Source organism: Candidatus Pelagibacter sp. Uisw_099_02, from assembly GCF_047727625.1.
Taxonomy (GTDB): Bacteria; Pseudomonadota; Alphaproteobacteria; order Pelagibacterales; family Pelagibacteraceae; genus Pelagibacter.
The window spans coordinates 889,091-909,082 of record NZ_CP159822.1; the positions used below are offsets into that span (position 1 = coordinate 889,091).

Sequence of the window (19,992 nt, forward strand, 5' to 3'; positions counted from 1 at the left end):
TTATAATGAAATTTTAAAAATGATAAACTTAGAATATTTAAAGAACCTTAATAATGCTCAAAAAGAGGCTGTTTTATACCTTGATGGTCCATTACTTATAGTTGCTGGAGCTGGTTCTGGAAAAACTAAGGTTTTAACCTCAAGAATAGCACATATAATAAATGAAAAAAAAGCGTTTCCTAATCAAATACTGTCTGTAACCTTCACAAATAAAGCTGCGAAAGAAATGCAAAATAGAGTCAGCTCTATACTGAATTCTGAAGCTATAGGCTTATCCTGGCTTGGAACATTTCATTCTATTTGTGCAAAATTATTAAGAAAACATGCTCCTGCTGCTGGACTTACATCTAATTTTACTATTATTGATACTGATGATCAAGTGCGTTTAATCAAAAATATTTGCAAGGCAGAAAATATTGATATCAAACAATTAGCTCCTAAATATATTTTATCGATTATTGATAGATGGAAAAATAAAGGGTTTTATCCAAATGAGGTCATTATTAATAAAAATGACATATATGAAAAAACTATAATTCCTCTGTATAAAGTTTATCAACAAAAACTATTAGATCTGAACGCATGTGACTTTGGTGATTTAATTTTACATGTTGTAAAAATTTTAGAAAGAAATTTAGATATAAGAGAAATTTATTCAAATAATTTTAAGTATATACTAGTTGATGAATATCAAGATACAAATTATATACAAAGTAGATGGCTTTACTTATTGTCGGAAAAACATAAAAATCTTTGCTGTGTTGGTGATGATGATCAATCTATATATAGCTGGCGAGGTGCAGAAATTAAAAATTTTTTAGAATTTGATCAGGTTTATAATAATTCAAAAGTAATAAGACTAGAAGAAAATTACAGATCATCTCAAAATATTTTATCAGTTGCATCTAACCTTATTGCAAATAACCAAAATAGGGTTGGTAAAACTTTAAAAACATCTATGAAAGAAGGTGATCTTGTTAAACTTAATTGTTTTAAAAATGGAAAAGATGAAGCGATAGGAATTTCTGATGAAATAGAAAAAAACCTTAAAAATAAATATTCTTTTAACAATATTGCAATTTTAGTGAGAGCTATATTTCAAACAAGAGAATTTGAAGAAAGATTTTTAAAAATTGGATTACCTTATAGAATTTTGGGTGGTACAAAATTTTATGAAAGAGCAGAAATTAAAGATTGTGTTGCATATTTAAGGTTAATTAATCAACCAAAAGATGATTTAGCTTTTGGCAGAATAGTAAATATTCCTAAAAGATCAATAGGAGAAAGTACTATAAAATTAATACATCAATTTTCAAAAGATAATTCAGTAAGTTTAGAGATTGCCTCTAAACAGTTAATAGAACAGAATTTAATAAAACCAAAAACTAAAATAGGCTTAAATACCTTTTTATTTTTAATGGATAAGTGGAGAAACGATATTAATATAAAAAAGATTAATCACATTAAGCTTTTACAATTAGTTTTGGATGAGTCTGGTTATTCAGCTATGCTTAAAAATAAAAAAGATTTAGAAAATGAAAGTAGACTAGAAAATATAAAAGAACTTTTGAGTGCAATGAAGGAGTTTGACAGCTTAGAAGCTTTTTTAGAGCATGTAGCTCTAGCGACATCTATAGATCAGGATTGGGACGGAGAAAAGATTAACATGATGACAATGCACGGTTCAAAAGGCCTTGAATTTGATGTAGTATTTTTGCCAGGATGGGAAGAGGGACTTTTTCCTCATCAAAAATCTATTGAAGAAAAAGGTCAAAATGGACTTGAGGAAGAAAGAAGGTTGGCTTATGTTGGTATAACTAGGGCTAAAAAAAAAGCGTTAATATCATTTGCCATGAATAGATTTTATCAAGGAAACTGGATAGACAGTATGGCATCTAGATTTATTGATGAATTGCCAGAAAAAAATTTAGAAAAAAATTCGTTTTTTGATGAATCAAAAGATGATGATAATGACTTTGAATTTAATCAAGACTTTGAAATTGATGAAGGAAAAAGAAGCCCTGGTTGGATAAGATATCAAAAAAGAATCAAATGATAAAAAATAAAATCAAAATCTTAAGAAACAAATTCTTAAATTTTAAAATCGATGGCTATATTGTTCCAAAAAATGATGAATATTTTTCAGAATATGCAAAAAATGATAGATTAAAAAATATCAGTAATTTTTCAGGTTCAGCTGGTATCGTTGTCATACTCAAAAAAAAAAATTATTTATTTGTTGATGGAAGATACACTATTCAAGCAGCACAAGAATCTTCCAAAAATTTTAATATAATTGAAATTCATAAAAATCTACCTAATACTATTATTAGAAACCTTGATTTGGGATATGATCCAAAAGTTTTTACATCAAAAAATCTTAAAAATTATTTTTCAAATAATAATCTTATTCCAGTTAATGACAATTTAATTGACCAGATATTTAGATTTAAAGAAAAAATAACTAAACCATTCTATTCTTTAAAAAAAGAGGTGGTTCATGAATCACATAATAAAAAAATTTTAAAAATAGTAAATTATTTAAAATTAAATAACGCTGACTACTTATTTGTAAGTGCTCCAGAAAATGTTGCTTGGCTTTTAAATATAAGGGGATATGATAATCCAAATAGCCCAATACCTAATGCCAGATTAATTGTAGATAAAAATAAAAAATTATTTTTAATAACTAAAAAAGATAATGCAAAAAAAATTATTAAAGAAAAAAAAATAAATAAAAAAGATGTTGTCGAAATAAAAAATCTTCCAAACGTAATTAATAATTTAAATGGAAAAAAATTTATAATTGATGATAAGTCTTGTTCAATTTTTTATGAAAATATAATCAAATCTAAATTTAAAATTTTAAATAAATGTGATCCAATTTATAAATTAAAATCAATAAAAAATTCATATGAAGTTAATCATATGATTAAAGCACATAAAAAAGATGGCTTGGCTCTAACAAGATTTATTTATTGGATAAAAAATATAAATAAAAAAAACATAACAGAGATTGAGGCACAAAATAAATTAGAAAGATTTAGAAAGCTTAATAAAGATTATTTATTTCCAAGTTTTAATACTATAGCTGGTTCTGGTTCAAATGGTGCTATTGTTCATTACAGAGCGACACCCAAAACTACAAAAAAGATTAGTAAAAAAGACATTTTATTGGTTGACTCTGGTGGCCAATATAATTTCGGAACTACAGATGTAACAAGAACAATTTGTTTTGCTAATCAAAAACAATACATAAAAAATGCCTATACTAATGTTTTAAAGGGTCACATTGCTGTTGCTCTTACTGACTTAAATAAGGACAATACAGGAAAAAAAATTGATATTAACGCTAGAAAGTTTTTAAAAAAAGAAGGCTTAGATTACGCACACGGAACAGGTCATGGAGTTGGTTTCTTTTTAAACGTGCACGAAGGACCTCAGTCAATTTCTAAACATAATACTGTAAAAATTGAAAAAGGTATGATTTTAAGTAATGAGCCCGGTTATTATAAAAAAAATCACTTTGGGATTAGAATTGAAAATTTAGTATATGTAAGAAAATTAAGAAGTAGATTGTTTTTTGAAAATCTTACTTTGGCACCTGTGGAAAAAGATTTAATTAATTATAAATTATTAAATAAAGTAGAAAAAGATTATCTGTTTAGATATCATTTACGTATTTACTCTGAACACTCAGCTTCATTAAATAAAAAAGAAAGAAAATGGTTAGCTAGTTTTATTTAATAATTCCATCCATTCTTTTTGCTCTAAAATTTTTATATTTAATTCTTTTGCTATATTAATTTTTTTTGTAGTTGCTTTTTCACCTACAATTAAATAGTCAAGTTTCTTATTTACATTACTAATTATTTTTCCAGAATTTTTTTCAATTAAAGATTTAGCTTCCGCTCTACTAATTCCATTAAGTTTTCCAGTAAACATAAATGTTTTATTTTTTAGTAAGCCTTTATTATCTATTAGTACTGCTTTCTCTATTTCGAGATTTTTTTTTAATTCAAACATAACTTTTAAGTTTATTCTATTTAAAAAAAAATTTTTAATTGATTGAATTTGTGTTGCCCCAATTCCATCTATGTTAAATAAACTTTCTGCATTTTTTTCATCTGATAATTTAAAAAAATTTTCTGAATTTTTTAGATGTTTAGCGATAATTTTAGCATTTTCTTGTCCTATGTGCCTTATACCTAATGAGTAGATAAATCTTTCTAGAGAAATTTTTTTTTTTTGATTTATAAAAAACTTTAAATTTGTTACAGATAATTTTCCCCAACCTTCTAATTGTTCTATCTTATGATAATCAAGATTAAAAATGTCTTGTGGTAACCTGATTAATTTTAAGTTCCAAAAGTTTTCAACAATTTTTTTTCCAAAACCATCAATATTAAATGCTTCCTTTGATACAAAATGTTTTATTTTTTCTATTGCAATTTTTTCACATTCGTATCCTTCACTCGAACACCTTCTCACGGCATCTTGTTTTTTGGTTGTCTCATTATAATCCTTTATTGTTTTACTTCCACATGACGGACAACTTAATGGGAAAATAAATTTTTTTGACTTTTTGTCTCTTTTTTTAATATCTACTGAAATTACATGAGGTATTACGTCTCCAGCTCGCTCAATAGTAACAGTGTCTCCAATTCTTAAGTCTTTTCTAATGATTTCATCCTCATTATGTAGTGTTGCATTTGAAACAACCACACCTCCAATATTAACTGGCTTGATTTTTGCAACTGGTGTAAGTGCCCCTGTTCTACCTATTTGAATTTCAATATTTATTATTTCAGATACAGAGCTATTAGCAGAAAACTTATGTGCGATTGCCCATCTAGGTGCATTAGCTGCAAAACCTAGCCTTTTTTGTAAATTAAAATTATTAACTTTATAAACAACACCATCGATATCAAATGCTATTTCTTTTCTCTTTTCTTCCAATTTTTTATGATTACGTATTAAGTTTTTAATGCCTGAAATTTTTTTATTAAAAGGGTTTATTTTAAATCCCCACAATTTCAAATTATTCAAAAAATCTGTTTGACTAAGAATATTCATTTCATCAACATATCCATAAGTATATGCAATAAATTTAAGTGGAATTCTGGCTGTAACTGTTGAGCTCTTTTGTCTCAACGATCCTGATGCAGCATTTCTAGGGTTAGCGAATTTTTCATTGATTTTTTTAAAATCATCATTTTCTATAAATACCTCACCTCTAATATCAATTTCTTTAGGAAAATTTGCTGCAGTTATCTCTTGAGGGATATCTTTAATAGTTTTTAGATTTTGGGTTATATCCTCACCCTCTGTACCATCGCCCCTTGAAAGACCTTGTATAAATTTTCCATTAAAATAAGTTAGTGAGGCAGATATTCCATCAATTTTGGGTTCCGTACTATAGGCAATTATGCTTGTTTTTTTTAAACTTAAAAAATTAATAACTTTTTTTTCAAAGTTTTGTAAATCCTCTTCATCAAAAGCATTCGCAAGAGATAGCATTGGAACTTTATGTTTTACTTTTTTAAAATTTTTTGAAGGTTTATATCCAACAGATTTTGTTGGAGATTCATTGCTTTTTAAAAAACTATACTCATTTTCTAGGTCTACTATTTCTTTTTTAAGGTAATCATATTCTTGATCTGATATTATTGACTTATCTCTATCATAATAATGCTTATTATGTTTTTTAATTTGATCAATTTTTTTTAAATACTTTTTTTGAATTTCTTCATTTTTCATTTTAATCTACAAGAGATTTAAATTTTTTTATTAAATAACTATCTTTCTTTTTTATTTTTTTTGATGGATTTTCATATTCTTTATTAAATACCAAATAGGATTTTTTATACCACTCACCAGATCCATAATTATAACCTAGGAGTGTTGCATACTTTTTTGCTTCATCTATCATTCCAATTTTATAATGAATTTCTACCAATCGATGAATTGCCTCCTCAACATATATTGTTGTATCATAGTCGGTTACAACTTTTTTAAATCTATTTATTGCAGGTATCCATTTTTCTTTTTTTACATAATGTCTTCCTACATAAATTTCTTTTGAGGCCATTATATCTTGAATTAAATCCAGTTTAAATTTCGCATCCATTGCAAAATCACTTTTGGGATAATTATTTAAAACTAAATTGAACTTTTCTTTTGCTTTTATTATCGATTTCAAATCTTTTTTTTCATCTATTATTGACTCATAATAACAAACTGCAATTAAATAAGATGCATAACCTTTGTTTTTATCGTTAGGATAGGTTTTAAAATATCGCTCTAATTCATATATGGCATCTGGGTAGTATTCTTGAGAATAATAAGAGTAAGCTGCCATCAATAAAGACTTGGGGGCCCAAATAGATTGTGGGTATAAAAGCTCTGCTTCATTAAACTTTTGGGCAGCTAAAATTACATCTCCTTTATTTAATTCCTCTAATCCTTCTTTATAAGACTCAATCATTTGTAAATCTAAATCTTGTTCTTTGATTAAAATACTTTCATCAACTTTTTTTGAACATGATGTAAAATTAAATATAAATAATAATAACAATAATTTATAAAAGTATTTCATTCTAATATTTTATTGATGTTTTGCTAATATAGCAAAAGAATTTATGCAATGGCTTTTAAGTGACTTTTATTTATAAGGACATTTGGTAAATGCTTTTCTTGAATTTCTAATAATGAAAAATTTTCATCGTTTTGAAAAACTTTTCTAAGTAATTGATTTGTAAGTTTGTGGCCTCCTTGAGAGCAAATTATTTTCCCGATAATCTTGTAACCAGCTAAATAAAGATCTCCCATACAATCTAAAATCTTATGATTTACAAACTCTTTTTCGTTTCTAAGACCTTTATCATTTAAAATTTTTGCTCCTTTGATAACAACAGCATTATCGAGACTTCCCCCTTTTGCTAAACCCATCTGTTTTAATTTTTCAATATCCTCAAAAAGACAAAAAGTTCTTGAATTATATATATCTGTCAAATTAGATTCATATACCTTAACTAAATTTCTTTGACTTCCTATGACGGTATTATCATATTTAAGCTCAAAATCTATATCTAAACTAATTTTACTTGGTTCAATAGAAATTGATTTTTTTCCATCAATAAATTCTATTTTTTTTTCAATCTTAATTACTTTAATAGGTGCATCACTATTTCTAATTCCTGCCTTTATTATTGCCTCAACAAATAATTTTGCAGATCCATCTAAAATAGGCACTTCCTTGTTATCAATTTCAATCAACGCATTGTCAATGCCCATACCGTATAAGGCTCCCATTAAATGTTCAATTGTAGAAACACTTGCACCATGTTTGTTTGAAATGGTTGTGCAGAACAGTGCGCTACTAACATTGAAAATATTTGGAATAACAATATTATTATCTTTGATATCAATTCTTTTAAAAACTATTCCAGTATTGGGTTCAGCTGGTATAATATTAAGCGTAGCAACTAAACCACTATGAAGACCAATGCCCTTAAAAATTATATTATGATTTATTGTTTTTTGATTCAAAACAGACATGAACAACTTATAAATTCTGGATAAGAATTAAGAAAAACAAGAAATGTTACAGTAAAATACTAACTTATTTAAAGAAATGAAAAAGTTTTTCAAAAAAACCTTGTTTTAATTGTATTTTAGGAATCATTACAACCTCCTGTTTATTTGATCCTTCACTTGCTTTCAGGGCAGATTGGCAAATATCAACATTATTCTCTTCTAATAAATCAATATCCTTAGAAAAAAAAATTTTTTCTTTAAATTTGTTATTTAATATTTTTGAACCTTCGCCCATTAATACCATTTTGTACTGATCAAGTATTTTTGGTTTTAGGTTTAATTTGATAGATTTTTCAGATAATTCTAATATTTCTTCTATTCTTGCAAAAATTATTTTTTGGATTAAATCGAGAGAAATTTTTTTTTCATTCAATAAATTTTGATTTTTATCAAAATTTAACTTCAAATATTCAGCATCTTTTAAATCTATATTTAGAACTGTAGAAATATCTTTTGTAATATGATTTCCACCAATTGGCAGAACATCTAAAAAAGTTAAATCACCATTATAATAACAAACTATTGAAGTTTTATTAAATCCCATATCTATGAAAGATATATTTTCTACTGAAGAAATATTTTCTTTATAGTTTATAGATTTAGCATAGCTGGAACATAAAATTTGTTTAACTGAAATATTAAATGTAGAAAATTTTTTTTTATAATATTCTATAACTTTTTTAGGAAGGCATATAAAAAAAATTTCTAAGGATACCTTGTCACATTTTATATCTTTGGGTAAAAAAGTGTACTCAGTATTATCAATTTTATAATTCTTAATAATTATATGAGAAATATTTTGATTAAGATTAGTTCTTAAAACTTGTTGTTTAGCATCTTGTACTAAGAATTGGATGTCGGTTTTTTTTAATTTTAATCCATCAATTTTTTTGGATATTGAGATTCCAATAGATAACATATTTGGACTATCTAACATTAGAGTTACTTCATCCAAATGTTCATTAATTTTATTTTCTAAAGAAGAAATAATTTCTTGGATTTTAGACTCTATAGTTAAGTGTTCAAAAAAAAAATCACTTTCCTCATAGAAAGTATTTTTAGGAGAATCGTTATTAAATGCAACAGCTCTAATTTTGGATGTACCACAATCTAAATATACTTCAAAATTTTTTTTATACATTATCGTACTATTAAATGACTATTAATTCTCAAATCAATGATTTTTTTTTTTTAAAATCATCCATACTTATTATTTTATAAGCAAGGTTAATTGATTTTAAAAAATTATCCTGAGGTAATTTAATTAAGATGTTATCATTAGTTAAAATATCCCATCTTTTTGAAGGAAAGAAATATAATGTTTTGAATTGTGTAAAAGTGAATTTAGATTTATCTATATTTTTTTTAAAATCTAAAAAATGCTTAGTATTAAACTCTCCAAATATATAAGGTAATGTTTCATTATTATGTTTATCTTCTATAAGCAAGCCATTCGAGCCAACTAAAAATTTTCCCTCATTAGAAATTTTTGCAAGTAATTTAGTCGGTTTGATATAGATGTTAATTGTAGAAGGATAAATTTTTTTAATATTATACTCTTCTATGATGTTATACTTGCTAATAACTTTTTGAATTTCTTTTTTACTGACTAGTAATATGTTTTTATAAAATAAATTATTTAATTCTTGAAAAATTTTCTTGTTATCCCTATTTGAAAGACCCTCAATATTAATTTGTTTTATTGTATAATAATAACTTTTTTGATTTTCTACAAATTTTCCACTAGTTGTACTTAATATAGATAGTAGCAATAAATATATTATTATCTTATTTTTTTTATCTATCAAGCGATGCATCTTTTAGAATCCATTCAATTAACTGCGTGAAGCTTATACCAATATAGTTAGCTATTTCAGGCACCAATGAAAGTTTAGTCATACCTGGTTGAGTGTTAATTTCTAATAAATAAAATTTGCCTTTATAAAACTTAAAGTCTGATCTTGTAACCCCCCGGCAACCAATAAGTTTGTGGGCCATCTGAGTAATGTTGGTAATTTTTTGTAAATCTTTTTTAGAAAGATTTACTGGTATTATATGTTTTGTTTTTGCATTTAAATTATATTTTGCTTCATAATCATAAAATTTTCTTTTTGGCTTTAGTTCAATTGTACCTAATGTTTTAGTTCCCATTATGGCTACCTGAATCTCTCGACCTCCAATAAATTCTTCAATCAAAATTTGATTGTATATACTTAATGTTTTTAAATTTTTAACTATATTTTTTTTATTACAAATATACACATGTACACTTGATCCTTCGTTAATTGGCTTTATAACAACAGGAAATTTTAATTTTTTTTCAATAATTTTAATAATATTTTTTTTATTTTTTTTATAATCAAATTTAATATATTTTGGAGTTAATATTTTATTTTTAATAAAAATTTTTTTTGAAATTTCTTTATCCATTGCAATGGAGGAAGGAATCACACCAGAATGAGTATATGGAATTTTTTGAATTTCTAAAATCGTTTGAATATAACCATCCTCTCCAAACTGCCCGTGTAATGCATTAAAAATTACATTTGGTCTAAATCGCTTTATATTCTTTAATAAATCATGATCTGGTTCACAAGTCATAACTGTGTATCTATTTTTTTTTAATTCATTGGCTACTTGCTTTCCTGTATCTAAACTTATTAAACGTTCTTTAGATATGCCACCACAAAGCACTAAAATTCTTTTTTTCATAACTATTCCAGTATCTTAATTTCTTTTTCCAAAATAATGCCTGTTTTTTTTTGAACCTCTTCTTGAACAAATTTAATCAATTTATTCATATCATCAAAGCTAGCATTATTTTTGTTTACAAAGAAATTACAATGTTTATCTGAAATACAAGCATCCCCAAAACTTGTATCTAATGGCACAGATTCTTTTATTAATTGCCAGACTTTTTTGTCAGATTGATTAATTGGATTTTTAAATGTGCTCCCACTCGTTTTAATTTTTGTTGGTTGGGTGCTATCTTTTTTATTTTTTAATTCTATAACTTCCTCTTTAATTTTTTTTTTTTCTTTTTTTTCACCTTTAAAAGAGGCACTTAAAAATATTAGATCTTCGGGTAAATTGTTGTTTCTATATTCAAAAACAACTTTATTTGCTGGTATTGTTAAAACTCTACCTTTTTTATCAATTGCTTGAATTGATATCAATATGTCTCTAAATTCTTTATTAAAACATCCTGCGTTCATTTTTAACCCACCACCAACTGTTCCTGGTATGCATGCTAAAAACTCAAAATTTCCTACTTCATTTTCTAGAGCAAAATCTGATAATTTTTTGTCAAGACAAGCACTACCTGCAACTATAACGCCATTTGGCAATATTGAAATATTAGAAAAATTTTTTCCCAATTTAATAACTACTCCATTAAATGTCTTATCACTTATAAGTGTATTTGATCCTGCACCCAAAATGTGAATTTTTTCTTTATTTCCAAATTTTTTTAAAAATATAATCAGGTCAGGTAAATTGTCAGGTTTAAAGTAAATTTTAGTTTTACCTCCAATATTAAACCAATTACTTTTTTTTAAATCGTAGTCAAAATAAATTTTACTAGTAACTTCATTTGAAAATTTTATTAATTCTTCTAATGACATTATATTAAACTTGGTAATTCTTTCATCCATGCTGAAATAGTACCTGCCCCCATACCAACAACTATTTTTTTTCCATAAATAGTATTTTTTACTAATTTAGCTAATTCATATTGGTCATTAATCATAAATAGTTTGACCTTTGAGTTTTTAATAATGTCTTTTGCAAAGTTGTTGTAATTAAATCCCAATTTTATTTTTTCGCCAGCTGCGTAAACTGGACATAAAATTACAGTATCTGCTTTTTTAAATGATAAACTAAATTCTTTTTTAAGATCTTTTAATCTAGTAATTCTATGTGGTTGGAATACACATATAACTTCTTCCTTTTTATAAGCAGCTCTAACTCCTTTTAAAACTTCTTTAATTTCTGTCGGATGGTGTGCGTAATCATCAAAAAAACTAGTTTCTCTATAGGTAAAAATTTTGTTAAATCTTCTTTGAACACCTTTGAATTCCTTTAATCCATTTTTAATAACAATAGCAGAAATTCCAATTGTTAATGCTACAGCAACAGCTGCTGTCGAATTTAGGATATTATGAATTCCAAGAAGAGGAATCTTAATTTTACTTATAACTATATTCTTTTTTCCTGGTAAATTAATTGCTAAATCATATTCTGAAAACTCTCTTACTTGTTTAATATTTTTTATTTGAAATTGTGATTTTGAGCTTATTCCATAAGTATAAAAATTTTTTATTTTTATCTTTTTTAATAAGTCTTTATTATTTTTATCATCAATACAAATAAATGATTTTCCAAAAGAGGGAACTTTATTAATAAACTTAATAAATAAATTCTTAAGATCATTCATTGATTTATAGTAATCCATATGTTCACGATCTATGTTTGTAACAATAGAATAAGTTGGTGGCACATGAATAAAGCTACCATCAGACTCATCAGCTTCTAGTATACACCAATCGCTTTTTCCAAGTTTGGCTGAACTTTTAATTGCATTAAGAACTCCACCATTTATGATAGTTGGATCTAATTTTGTTTTTGAAAATATTGCAGCAAGCAACGATGTTGTGGTAGTTTTACCATGAGACCCTGTAACAACAATATTTTTAGTCAAAGACACTATATTAGCTAACATTTCACCACGTTTATAAATTGGAAGTTGTTTTTTTTTGGCTTCAATTAATTCTGGATTATTTTTTTTTATAGCCGATGAAATGACTACAATAGTAGCATTTAATATATTTTTTTTAGTATGTTTAATATTAATTTTAATTTTATCTTTTTTTAATCTATCAATGTTTTTATTAAAAGACATGTCGCTACCCTGAACATTAAAGCCCATTCTTTTCATTATGAGTGCGAGACCACTCATTCCAATTCCACCTATCCCTACAAAATGTATGATTTCAGTTTTAGCTAGTTCTATTTTCATTAATAACAGATATAATTTTCTGATTTATATTATTCCATGTATTTTGGTAGCTAAAATTTTTCATATTTATTTTTTTAACTAAATATTCATCTTTGTTATCAATAATATTGACTAATTTATTAGCCATACTCTCATCATTAATTTCATTTTGATTTAAAATCCAATTACAACCAATTTTATTATAAAAAAAGGCATTTTCATATTGATGATTATCTTTTGATGTTGGTAGTGGTATTGCAACAAATGGTATATTTAAAAACACTAATTCTGCTAATGTTGAGGCACCTGCTCTAGTGATACATATATTAGATCTACTCATAAGATTTGGGACATCTTCATTAAAATCAAATAATTCATAATTAATATTGTTATCTTCATAAAACTTTTTTAAATTTTCAAAATTAGTTAAATTAGCTTGTTGATAGATTTTTAAATTAAGTTTTTTTGATAATTTAATTATTGTGGTCTTAATTAATGTGTCAAATATTTTTGCTCCTTGACTTCCTCCTATTATTAATAAATTAATACTTTTATTAATACCGTCAGCTTTTTTAACGTTATAAAATTTTTTTCTTAATAATGCTGGAATTACAGCAATCTTACTTGAATATTTATTTGGGAAATTTATAATCTTATCACTATAACAAAAAATTTTTTCACAAGATTTAATAAAAAATTTATTCGATCTTCCTAATACTATATTTGGTTCAAATAAAATAATTTTAATATTTAAAATTTTTGAAGCCATACACAAAGGTAGGGACATGTATCCACCTGTTGATATTAATGTGTCTATTTTTCTTTTCTTTAAAAAAAAAATAGATTTTATGATTAAGTAGATTATTAAAAAAAATTTAAAAGGTAAAAATAAAATATTTTTTGATATTGGGGTTATATTAAAAACTTTTAAATTATATTTATTTTTATTTAAAAACTTCATTCCTCTATTATCTATTGACATACAAACATAAAATTGATCTCTCAAATGCTCATATAATATAGTTGCTGGCACTACATGGCCACCTGATCCACCTGTGCTAATTAAAATTCTTTGAGTCATTTAATCTATTTTCCTTTTAGTTAAATTTAATATTATTCCAGATAATATTGATACACTCACAATTGATGAGCCCCCATAACTTAAAAAAGGTAAAGTCATACCCGTTGTAGGAAATAATCTGATATTAACTCCAATATGTATCAAAACCTGAAAAATTATTAAACTTACAGTTCCAGTTAAAACTAATTTGATTTTTTCATTTTTTTCTAAGTATATTTTTTTGAATACTCTATAGATAAAAAATAAGAATAAAATTAATAATAATATAATTGCCACAACACCAAACTCTTCTGATATTACGGAGATAATATAATCTGTGTGCGCCTCTGGTACTCTATTTTTTAATGTGCCTTCACCAATTCCTTTTCCAAAGTAGCCACCACTACTAATAGCATCTATTGCTTTATCAGATTGAAAGTTATGCGTTCCTTCATTTGGATTAAAAAATGATAAAATCCTACTTTTTATGTAAGTAAATTTAGAAATAAAAAAAACCATATAAACTAAAGATAACAACGAAAAACCAAAAAAAGTTAAAATTATTGGTAAGCTTATGCCTGAAATAAAAACTAGTGTAGACCAAGATAAAAAGATGAGTAGTGTTTGTCCAATATCAGGCTGCATCATTAATAGGAGACAAGGAGGCACAATAACCATAAATGATAATAAATATTTAATGTAGATATTAAAACTTTTTTCATTACATAAAATTGTAGCAATAAAAATAATAATAAATGGTTTAACTAACTCTATTGGCTGAAACCTAGGTAGAAATAAAAGATTAAGCCATCTTTTAGATCCTTTTACTTCTGTACCTAAAACTGGCACCAAAAATAAAAAAAATAAAGATATTAAAAAAAGATAAAGTGAAATTTTAAGGAGGTTTTCTTTACTTAGTGATGAAAAAAAAAATAAAACAATCATACCAATAGAAATATATGCCATATGCTTAAAAAAGAAAAAATAATTTTTGGTATCTAATTTATCAGATGCAATTAAAGAAGTTGATACTAGAGAAAAAAATAACCCCAAACTAAACAAAAATATTATCAATCCAAAAAGTGTTTTGTCAATACTTTTCCACCATTCATAATAAAATTTATATATTGAATTTAAATTAAACATTTATATATTTTTTAATAAGTTGATTAAAATATTCTCCACGTTTCTCAAAATTTTTAAAATTATCAAATGATGCAGCTGATGGACTAAATAAAATTGTTGTATGTCTAATATTTTTTTTACTTTTAATTTCTCTTAATAATTTTTTGATTAAACTTTTTAAATCTAAAAAAGACTCATATTCCATTAATTTTTTTAGTTTACTTGTAAAAAATTTTCTTTTAGTCCCAAAAACATATGCTTTAATATTTTTACAATTTTTTTTAGATAGTAACAACTTATCTCCTTTTTTAGCCTGACCACCAACTATCCAGTGAACATTAGTTAGGGATTTTAATAAACTTACTGATGAAGAAAAGGTTGTAGCTTTTGAATCGTTAATAATTGTTAATTTTTTTGATTGAAAAATTATTTCTTGTCTATATTTAAGTCCTTTAAATTTTTTTAACGTTCTAAGTAGTGAATTTTTTTTTAACTTTAATATTTTAGCAACTTCTAAAATAAATTTTAAATTCTCTTTATTTCCATCAGTGTCAAAATATTTATTATTTATTTTTTTTAGGAAATCACTGTCTATATTTTTTTTAATTTTTATTATTTTAGGTAAAAACTTTTTAGATTTCAGCTCTCTTTTAATATAAAAATTTTTCATATTTAAAATGACAAAATCATTCTTAGATTGATTTTTTATTAATTTAAATTTGGCACTTACATATTTATTTATAGTCTTATGTCTTTCAAGATGATCCGGTGATATATTCAAAATTAGTGCTATATTTGATTTGAATAATTGGCTGTATTCTAACTGGTATGATGATGCTTCAATTACAAAAACTGTCTTATTTGTAATTTTTTTTTCTAAAAGTACTGGATTACCTATATTGCCTACTAGTCGCACATCTACTTTCTGATCCTTTAATGCTTCGTATAAAATTTTAGCTGTAGTTGATTTACCGTTAGTTCCGGTGATTGTTATCTTATTATTTTCCTTATGATGGTTATAAAAAATATCTAAGTCCGTATAAATTTTTTGTGAATTATTTTTTAAAAATTTACTTAATTTGCATTTATTAATGTCTATACCTGGGCTAATTATTATATAGTCAAATTTTATTTTTGTTATTTTTTTATTATCGACTTGTATTTTGTCATCATGTTTAGTGATTTCATTATCTTTTTTTAAAAATTTTAAAACAGATAAACCACTTTTTCCCAGGCCATAAACCAAAATTTTTTTCTTATAAAAAATATTTAGATTGTTTAACATTATCTAAGTTTTAGTGTCGCCAAACCAATCATTGCAAGAATTATTGCAATAATCCAAAACCTAATTACAACAGTAGATTCAGGCCAACCCTTTTTTTCAAAATGGTGATGAATAGGAGCCATTCTAAAAACTCTTTTTCCTGTTAACTTGTAAGATATTACTTGCACAATGACTGAAACAGCTTCTAAAACGAATAATCCACCAGTTATCGCTAAAACTATTTCATGTTTGGTAATTATACCAACAGCACCTAATGATCCACCGAGTGCTAAAGATCCTGTGTCACCCATGAATATTTTAGCAGGTGGTGCATTAAACCATAAAAAACCTAGACATGCTCCAATAATTGATCCACAAAAAACAGCCACCTCTCCCATACCCTCTAGATAGGGTATATTCAAATATTCTGAAAATACTATATTTCCTGTGACATAACTAATAAATGCAAAGCATCCTGCTACCAATATAACTGGCACTGTTGCCAATCCATCAAGCCCATCCGTTAGATTGACCGCATTTGAAGAGCCTACAATTATAAATATTGAAAATGGTATAAAGAACCAACCTAAATTTAAAATTAAATTTTTGAAGAATGGAAAATATAAATTTGTTAATTCTACATTTTGCGATAACTGTGACAACCCAAGTATACCAATTGTTGCTATTAGAATTTGTGCAATAAGTTTAAATCTAAATGAAATACCAGAAGAATTTTTAAATTTAATTTTTTTATAATCATCGTAAGCTCCAAGCAAACCAAAGCTTGTTACTATATAAAGCAAAAACCATATATGATAATTAGATAAATCACCCCATAAAAGTATTCCTGAAAATAGACCCAATAATATTAAAACACCTCCCATTGTGGGCGTTCCAATTTTTTTTACAATATGCTCCGATGGACCATCTTCTCTTATTGGATCTAAGATTTGTCTTGCAGAAAAAAATTTAATAAACGGAGTTCCAACTAATAAGACTATAATCATAGAGGTAAACATCGCTAAACCTGTTCTAAAAGTAAGATATTTGAACACATTAAGGAAACTGTATTGATCAACTAATTGAGAAATAAGACTATAAAGCATTAATTTTACCTCTTTTTATTTGATTAGTTAGACTGTTAAGACCTGTAGAGTTGGAACCTTTAATCATTAAATAATCATTATTATTTAAATTGTTTTTAATCAAATCAATTATTTGAGATTTCTTCTTTATAACAATCCCTCTTTTTGTTTGATTAAGGTTATTGAAAATCCATTTAACATGTTCACCAATAACATTAATATTTTTAAGAGATGTTTTGTTAATGTTTTTTCCAATTTCAAGATGTAATTTTTTTGAATATTTACCTAGTTCTAACATATCGCCAAGCACCAAATGTTTTTTTGAACTATCAACTTTAATCATATCAAAATTTTTTAATGCTGATTTCAAAGATAATGGATTTGAATTATAACTTTCATCCACAAGATATAAAAATTTTTGAAACAACTTGACTTTGACAATGTCTCCACGACCATTTGTTGTTTTATGATCATAAAAAATATTTTTATCTAATTTATGTATATCTTTGAAGATTGATATAATTGTAACTGATGCTAATAAATTTTTTAAATCATTTTCAAAATAAGAATTTGAATAAAAAAATTTTTTTTTTTTATTAATATTTATAGAGATTTTATATTTAGACTTTTCTTTTGAAATAGAATCTAAATTTGTTGTCGCTTTTTTATTTTTTAAACTAAAAGATAAAACTTTTAAATTTCTTTTTAATGCTATTTTTTTATGAAAATTATAGAATTTGTCATCTTTATCTAAAATAAGATAACCATCATCTTTTATGTTTTTAATAATCTCAGATTTTGCTAAGGCTATTTCATTAATATTTTTAAAATTTTTGATGTGAGCATAGGAAATATTTGTAATTACACCAACGTCAGGTTTTACAATTTTTGATAAATATCCAATTTCTCCTTTCTTATCCATTCCAATCTCAAAAATACCAAAATCATCGTTTTTTTTTAAATTAAATAAACTTAACGGAACACCAAATTTATTATTAAATGATTTAGGAGAATAGGTGGTTTGACTAATTTTGTTAAGGGATCTTCCTGTTAATTCCTTAAGTGAAGTCTTTCCACAACTGCCAGTGATTGAAATAATTTTAGTTGATATATTTTCTCTTAGAATAGAGGACGCTTTTGTTAAAAACTTTAAAGTATCTTTTACTACTATTTTTTTCTTGGATTTTTTTTGATTATTAACTATTGCTAGAGATGCTCCTTTAGCAAAAGCTTCTTTAACAAACAAATTACCATCTTTATTTTTTCCCCTAATTGCAAAAAAAATATTGTTTTTTTTAATTTCTTTAGAATTAATAGATGCATTGTTAATTTTTATTTTTGAAGAAATTTTATTTAAATTACTTAAATCCATTAAAATATTTAGCTTAGGGTTGTTTGATAGTGTTTTATTTTTAATTATGATATTTTTTAATATTTGTTGTCGATCAGAAAATAATCTTTTACTTTTTTTATATTCTTGAATTTTTTCATGCCCTTTACCTGCAACAATTAGAATATCACCTGTTTTCATGTCAAATATTGCTTTCTTGATAGCATTAGCTCTATTTGAAATCTCATAAATTTTATGTTTATTGATATTTTTTTTTATAGAATTTCTTATTTTTTTTGGATTTTCAAATCTTGGATTATCATCTGTTAAATAAATTCTATCACAATATTCATTTGCGATTTTACCCATTATTGGCCTTTTTCCTTTATCTCTATCTCCACCGCAACCAAAAACTATCGAGATTCGTCTCTTTTTAAATTGTTCTCTTAGACTATTTAAGGATTCTTTTAGTGCATCTGGGGTATGTGCATAGTCTAATATAACTTTTGAATTGTTTTTAACAATTCCAATTTGTTCTAATCTTCCACTTGCTGGTTTTAGATTATCAATCGTATTAATTATTTTTTTAAAACTTAAACTACTTTTGGTTGCAGCTATTATTGCCATTAAAATATTTTTAATTTGAATCTTTCCTATTAAGCTTGTTTCAAATATATAATTATTTTTATTATATCTTATTTTAACAATTTGTTTTTCATTATAAAATTCATGGGAAATTATCTCTAAATTACTATTATTATTTGAAATTGTTTCTATATTGAATCTATTTTTTAAAGCTATTTCTTTGATTTTTCTATATTGAGGAATGTCTATATCAGTAATTATGTTAGCTTTTTTTTTGAGTAATTTTTCAAAAAGATATAATTTGGATTTAAGATAATCACTAAATGTTTTGTGATAATCTAAATGATCATGTGATAAATTAGTAAATATACCTGTTTTAAATTTTAAGCCATCTAATCGATTTTGTTTAAGTCCATGACTGGATGCCTCTAATATAACATTTTGAATCTTTTCTTTTTTAAGTTTGTTCAAAGTTATACTTAAAGCAATTGGATCAATAGTCGTCTTTGAAACTTTTTTAATATAGTTCTGTGTTTTAATGCCAAGGGTTCCAATTGAAGCTACTTTTTTTTTATTTAATCTTAAAATTTGAAAATAAAAGTCAGCAACTGAAGATTTTCCATTTGTTCCTGTTACTGCAATTATATTTTTTGGTCTATCTTTGTAAATTGTGTAAGCAACTTCTGATAAAGACTTTCTTACATTAGAAGATTTTATGAATAAGACATTCTTTTTAATACCTTCAAATTTCTGATTTGAAACAATAGTTTTTGCACCCTTTTGAATGGCGTGATTGATAAATTTATTACCATCTATTTTAATTCCTTTTATTGCAAAAAAAATATTATCTTTTTTGCACTTTGAACTATTGAAACAAATGCCTGAAAAATAATGATTTTTATGTTTTAATCCTATTTCTTTAATAAAATTTCCAATGATCATGAATGA

Annotated in this window: 15 protein-coding genes; 2 read left to right on the plus strand and 13 right to left on the minus strand. The window is 25.2% G+C overall.

Translation table 11 applies throughout. The annotated features are described in order from the left end of the window. The first annotated feature begins 19 nt into the window (after positions 1–19). A complete protein-coding gene (locus tag ABXT47_RS04875) occupies positions 20–2,056 on the plus strand; it encodes an ATP-dependent helicase (RefSeq protein ID WP_415308012.1) in 2,037 nt (678 codons plus the stop codon). Next, positions 2,053–3,747, plus strand: a complete 1,695-nt coding sequence (locus tag ABXT47_RS04880) for a M24 family metallopeptidase (protein WP_415308013.1) — start codon at positions 2,053–2,055, stop codon at positions 3,745–3,747. The genes ABXT47_RS04875 and ABXT47_RS04880 overlap by 4 nt, the downstream gene beginning before the upstream one ends. Here the strand turns inward: ABXT47_RS04880 and ligA are convergent. The 13 genes from ligA to ABXT47_RS04945 form a co-directional block, all read right to left on the minus strand. Further along, entirely contained in the window at positions 3,730–5,760 is a 2,031-nt protein-coding gene (gene ligA, locus ABXT47_RS04885; protein ID WP_415308014.1) for an NAD-dependent DNA ligase LigA, read from the minus strand. The two genes, ABXT47_RS04880 and ligA, sit on opposite strands and share 18 nt — an antisense overlap. 1 nt (position 5,761) lies before the next feature. Then, positions 5,762–6,598: an outer membrane protein assembly factor BamD gene (locus ABXT47_RS04890; protein WP_415308015.1), complete on the minus strand. Its 837-nt coding sequence runs from the start codon at positions 6,596–6,598 to the stop codon at positions 5,762–5,764. Between the two features lie 41 nt (positions 6,599–6,639). After that, positions 6,640–7,560: a UDP-3-O-acyl-N-acetylglucosamine deacetylase gene (gene lpxC / locus ABXT47_RS04895; RefSeq protein WP_415308016.1), complete on the minus strand. Its 921-nt coding sequence runs from the start codon at positions 7,558–7,560 to the stop codon at positions 6,640–6,642. A 64-nt stretch (positions 7,561–7,624) separates the two neighbouring features. After that, positions 7,625–8,740, minus strand: coding sequence for a cell division FtsA domain-containing protein (locus ABXT47_RS04900; protein ID WP_415308017.1), 1,116 nt, complete (start codon positions 8,738–8,740; stop codon positions 7,625–7,627). A gap of 28 nt (positions 8,741–8,768) precedes the next feature. Further along, positions 8,769–9,416, minus strand: coding sequence for a cell division protein FtsQ/DivIB (locus tag ABXT47_RS04905; protein WP_415308018.1), 648 nt, complete (start codon positions 9,414–9,416; stop codon positions 8,769–8,771). Beyond that, entirely contained in the window at positions 9,397–10,311 is a 915-nt protein-coding gene (locus ABXT47_RS04910) for a D-alanine--D-alanine ligase (protein ID WP_415308019.1), read from the minus strand. The genes ABXT47_RS04905 and ABXT47_RS04910 overlap by 20 nt, the downstream gene beginning before the upstream one ends. 2 nt (positions 10,312–10,313) lie before the next feature. Further along, the gene (murB, locus tag ABXT47_RS04915) at positions 10,314–11,222 is read right to left on the minus strand and encodes a UDP-N-acetylmuramate dehydrogenase (protein WP_415308020.1); all 909 of its coding nucleotides are present in this window, start codon (positions 11,220–11,222) and stop codon (positions 10,314–10,316) included. Further along, positions 11,222–12,616 (minus strand): UDP-N-acetylmuramate--L-alanine ligase, encoded by a 1,395-nt coding sequence (gene murC, locus ABXT47_RS04920; protein WP_415308021.1) that lies wholly within the window; start codon positions 12,614–12,616, stop codon positions 11,222–11,224. The genes murB and murC overlap by 1 nt, the downstream gene beginning before the upstream one ends. Further along, complete coding sequence (locus ABXT47_RS04925) at positions 12,597–13,676, minus strand: UDP-N-acetylglucosamine--N-acetylmuramyl-(pentapeptide) pyrophosphoryl-undecaprenol N-acetylglucosamine transferase (protein WP_415308022.1); 1,080 nt, start codon at positions 13,674–13,676, stop codon at positions 12,597–12,599. The genes murC and ABXT47_RS04925 overlap by 20 nt, the downstream gene beginning before the upstream one ends. After that, a complete protein-coding gene (locus ABXT47_RS04930) occupies positions 13,677–14,801 on the minus strand; it encodes an FtsW/RodA/SpoVE family cell cycle protein (protein ID WP_415308023.1) in 1,125 nt (374 codons plus the stop codon). Continuing rightward, on the minus strand, positions 14,794–16,065 hold the full coding sequence (gene murD, locus ABXT47_RS04935) for a UDP-N-acetylmuramoyl-L-alanine--D-glutamate ligase (RefSeq protein ID WP_415308024.1): 1,272 nt from the start codon (positions 16,063–16,065) through the stop codon (positions 14,794–14,796). Before murD ends, ABXT47_RS04930 begins: the two co-directional genes overlap by 8 nt. Beyond that, on the minus strand, positions 16,065–17,150 hold the full coding sequence (mraY, locus tag ABXT47_RS04940; protein ID WP_415308025.1) for a phospho-N-acetylmuramoyl-pentapeptide-transferase: 1,086 nt from the start codon (positions 17,148–17,150) through the stop codon (positions 16,065–16,067). Before mraY ends, murD begins: the two co-directional genes overlap by 1 nt. After that, entirely contained in the window at positions 17,140–19,986 is a 2,847-nt protein-coding gene (locus tag ABXT47_RS04945) for a UDP-N-acetylmuramoyl-L-alanyl-D-glutamate--2,6-diaminopimelate ligase (RefSeq protein WP_415308026.1), read from the minus strand. Before ABXT47_RS04945 ends, mraY begins: the two co-directional genes overlap by 11 nt. Between the last annotated feature and the right edge of the window lie 6 nt (positions 19,987–19,992).

Excerpts from the sequence above, each read along its gene's own strand:
- ABXT47_RS04875 (WP_415308012.1), top strand. The coding sequence starts at position 20 with ATGATAAACTTAGAATATTTAAAGAACCTTAATAATGCTCAAAAAGAG.
- ABXT47_RS04880 (WP_415308013.1), top strand. The coding sequence starts at position 2,053 with ATGATAAAAAATAAAATCAAAATCTTAAGAAACAAATTCTTAAATTTT.
- ligA (WP_415308014.1), bottom strand. The coding sequence starts at position 5,760 with ATGAAAAATGAAGAAATTCAAAAAAAGTATTTAAAAAAAATTGATCAA.
- ABXT47_RS04890 (WP_415308015.1), bottom strand. The coding sequence starts at position 6,598 with ATGAAATACTTTTATAAATTATTGTTATTATTATTTATATTTAATTTT.
- lpxC (WP_415308016.1), bottom strand. The coding sequence starts at position 7,560 with ATGTCTGTTTTGAATCAAAAAACAATAAATCATAATATAATTTTTAAG.
- ABXT47_RS04900 (WP_415308017.1), bottom strand. The coding sequence starts at position 8,740 with ATGTATAAAAAAAATTTTGAAGTATATTTAGATTGTGGTACATCCAAA.
- ABXT47_RS04905 (WP_415308018.1), bottom strand. The coding sequence starts at position 9,416 with ATGCATCGCTTGATAGATAAAAAAAATAAGATAATAATATATTTATTG.
- ABXT47_RS04910 (WP_415308019.1), bottom strand. The coding sequence starts at position 10,311 with ATGAAAAAAAGAATTTTAGTGCTTTGTGGTGGCATATCTAAAGAACGT.
- murB (WP_415308020.1), bottom strand. The coding sequence starts at position 11,222 with ATGTCATTAGAAGAATTAATAAAATTTTCAAATGAAGTTACTAGTAAA.
- murC (WP_415308021.1), bottom strand. The coding sequence starts at position 12,616 with ATGAAAATAGAACTAGCTAAAACTGAAATCATACATTTTGTAGGGATA.
- ABXT47_RS04925 (WP_415308022.1), bottom strand. The coding sequence starts at position 13,676 with ATGACTCAAAGAATTTTAATTAGCACAGGTGGATCAGGTGGCCATGTA.
- ABXT47_RS04930 (WP_415308023.1), bottom strand. The coding sequence starts at position 14,801 with ATGTTTAATTTAAATTCAATATATAAATTTTATTATGAATGGTGGAAA.
- murD (WP_415308024.1), bottom strand. The coding sequence starts at position 16,065 with ATGTTAAACAATCTAAATATTTTTTATAAGAAAAAAATTTTGGTTTAT.
- mraY (WP_415308025.1), bottom strand. The coding sequence starts at position 17,150 with ATGCTTTATAGTCTTATTTCTCAATTAGTTGATCAATACAGTTTCCTT.
- ABXT47_RS04945 (WP_415308026.1), bottom strand. The coding sequence starts at position 19,986 with ATGATCATTGGAAATTTTATTAAAGAAATAGGATTAAAACATAAAAAT.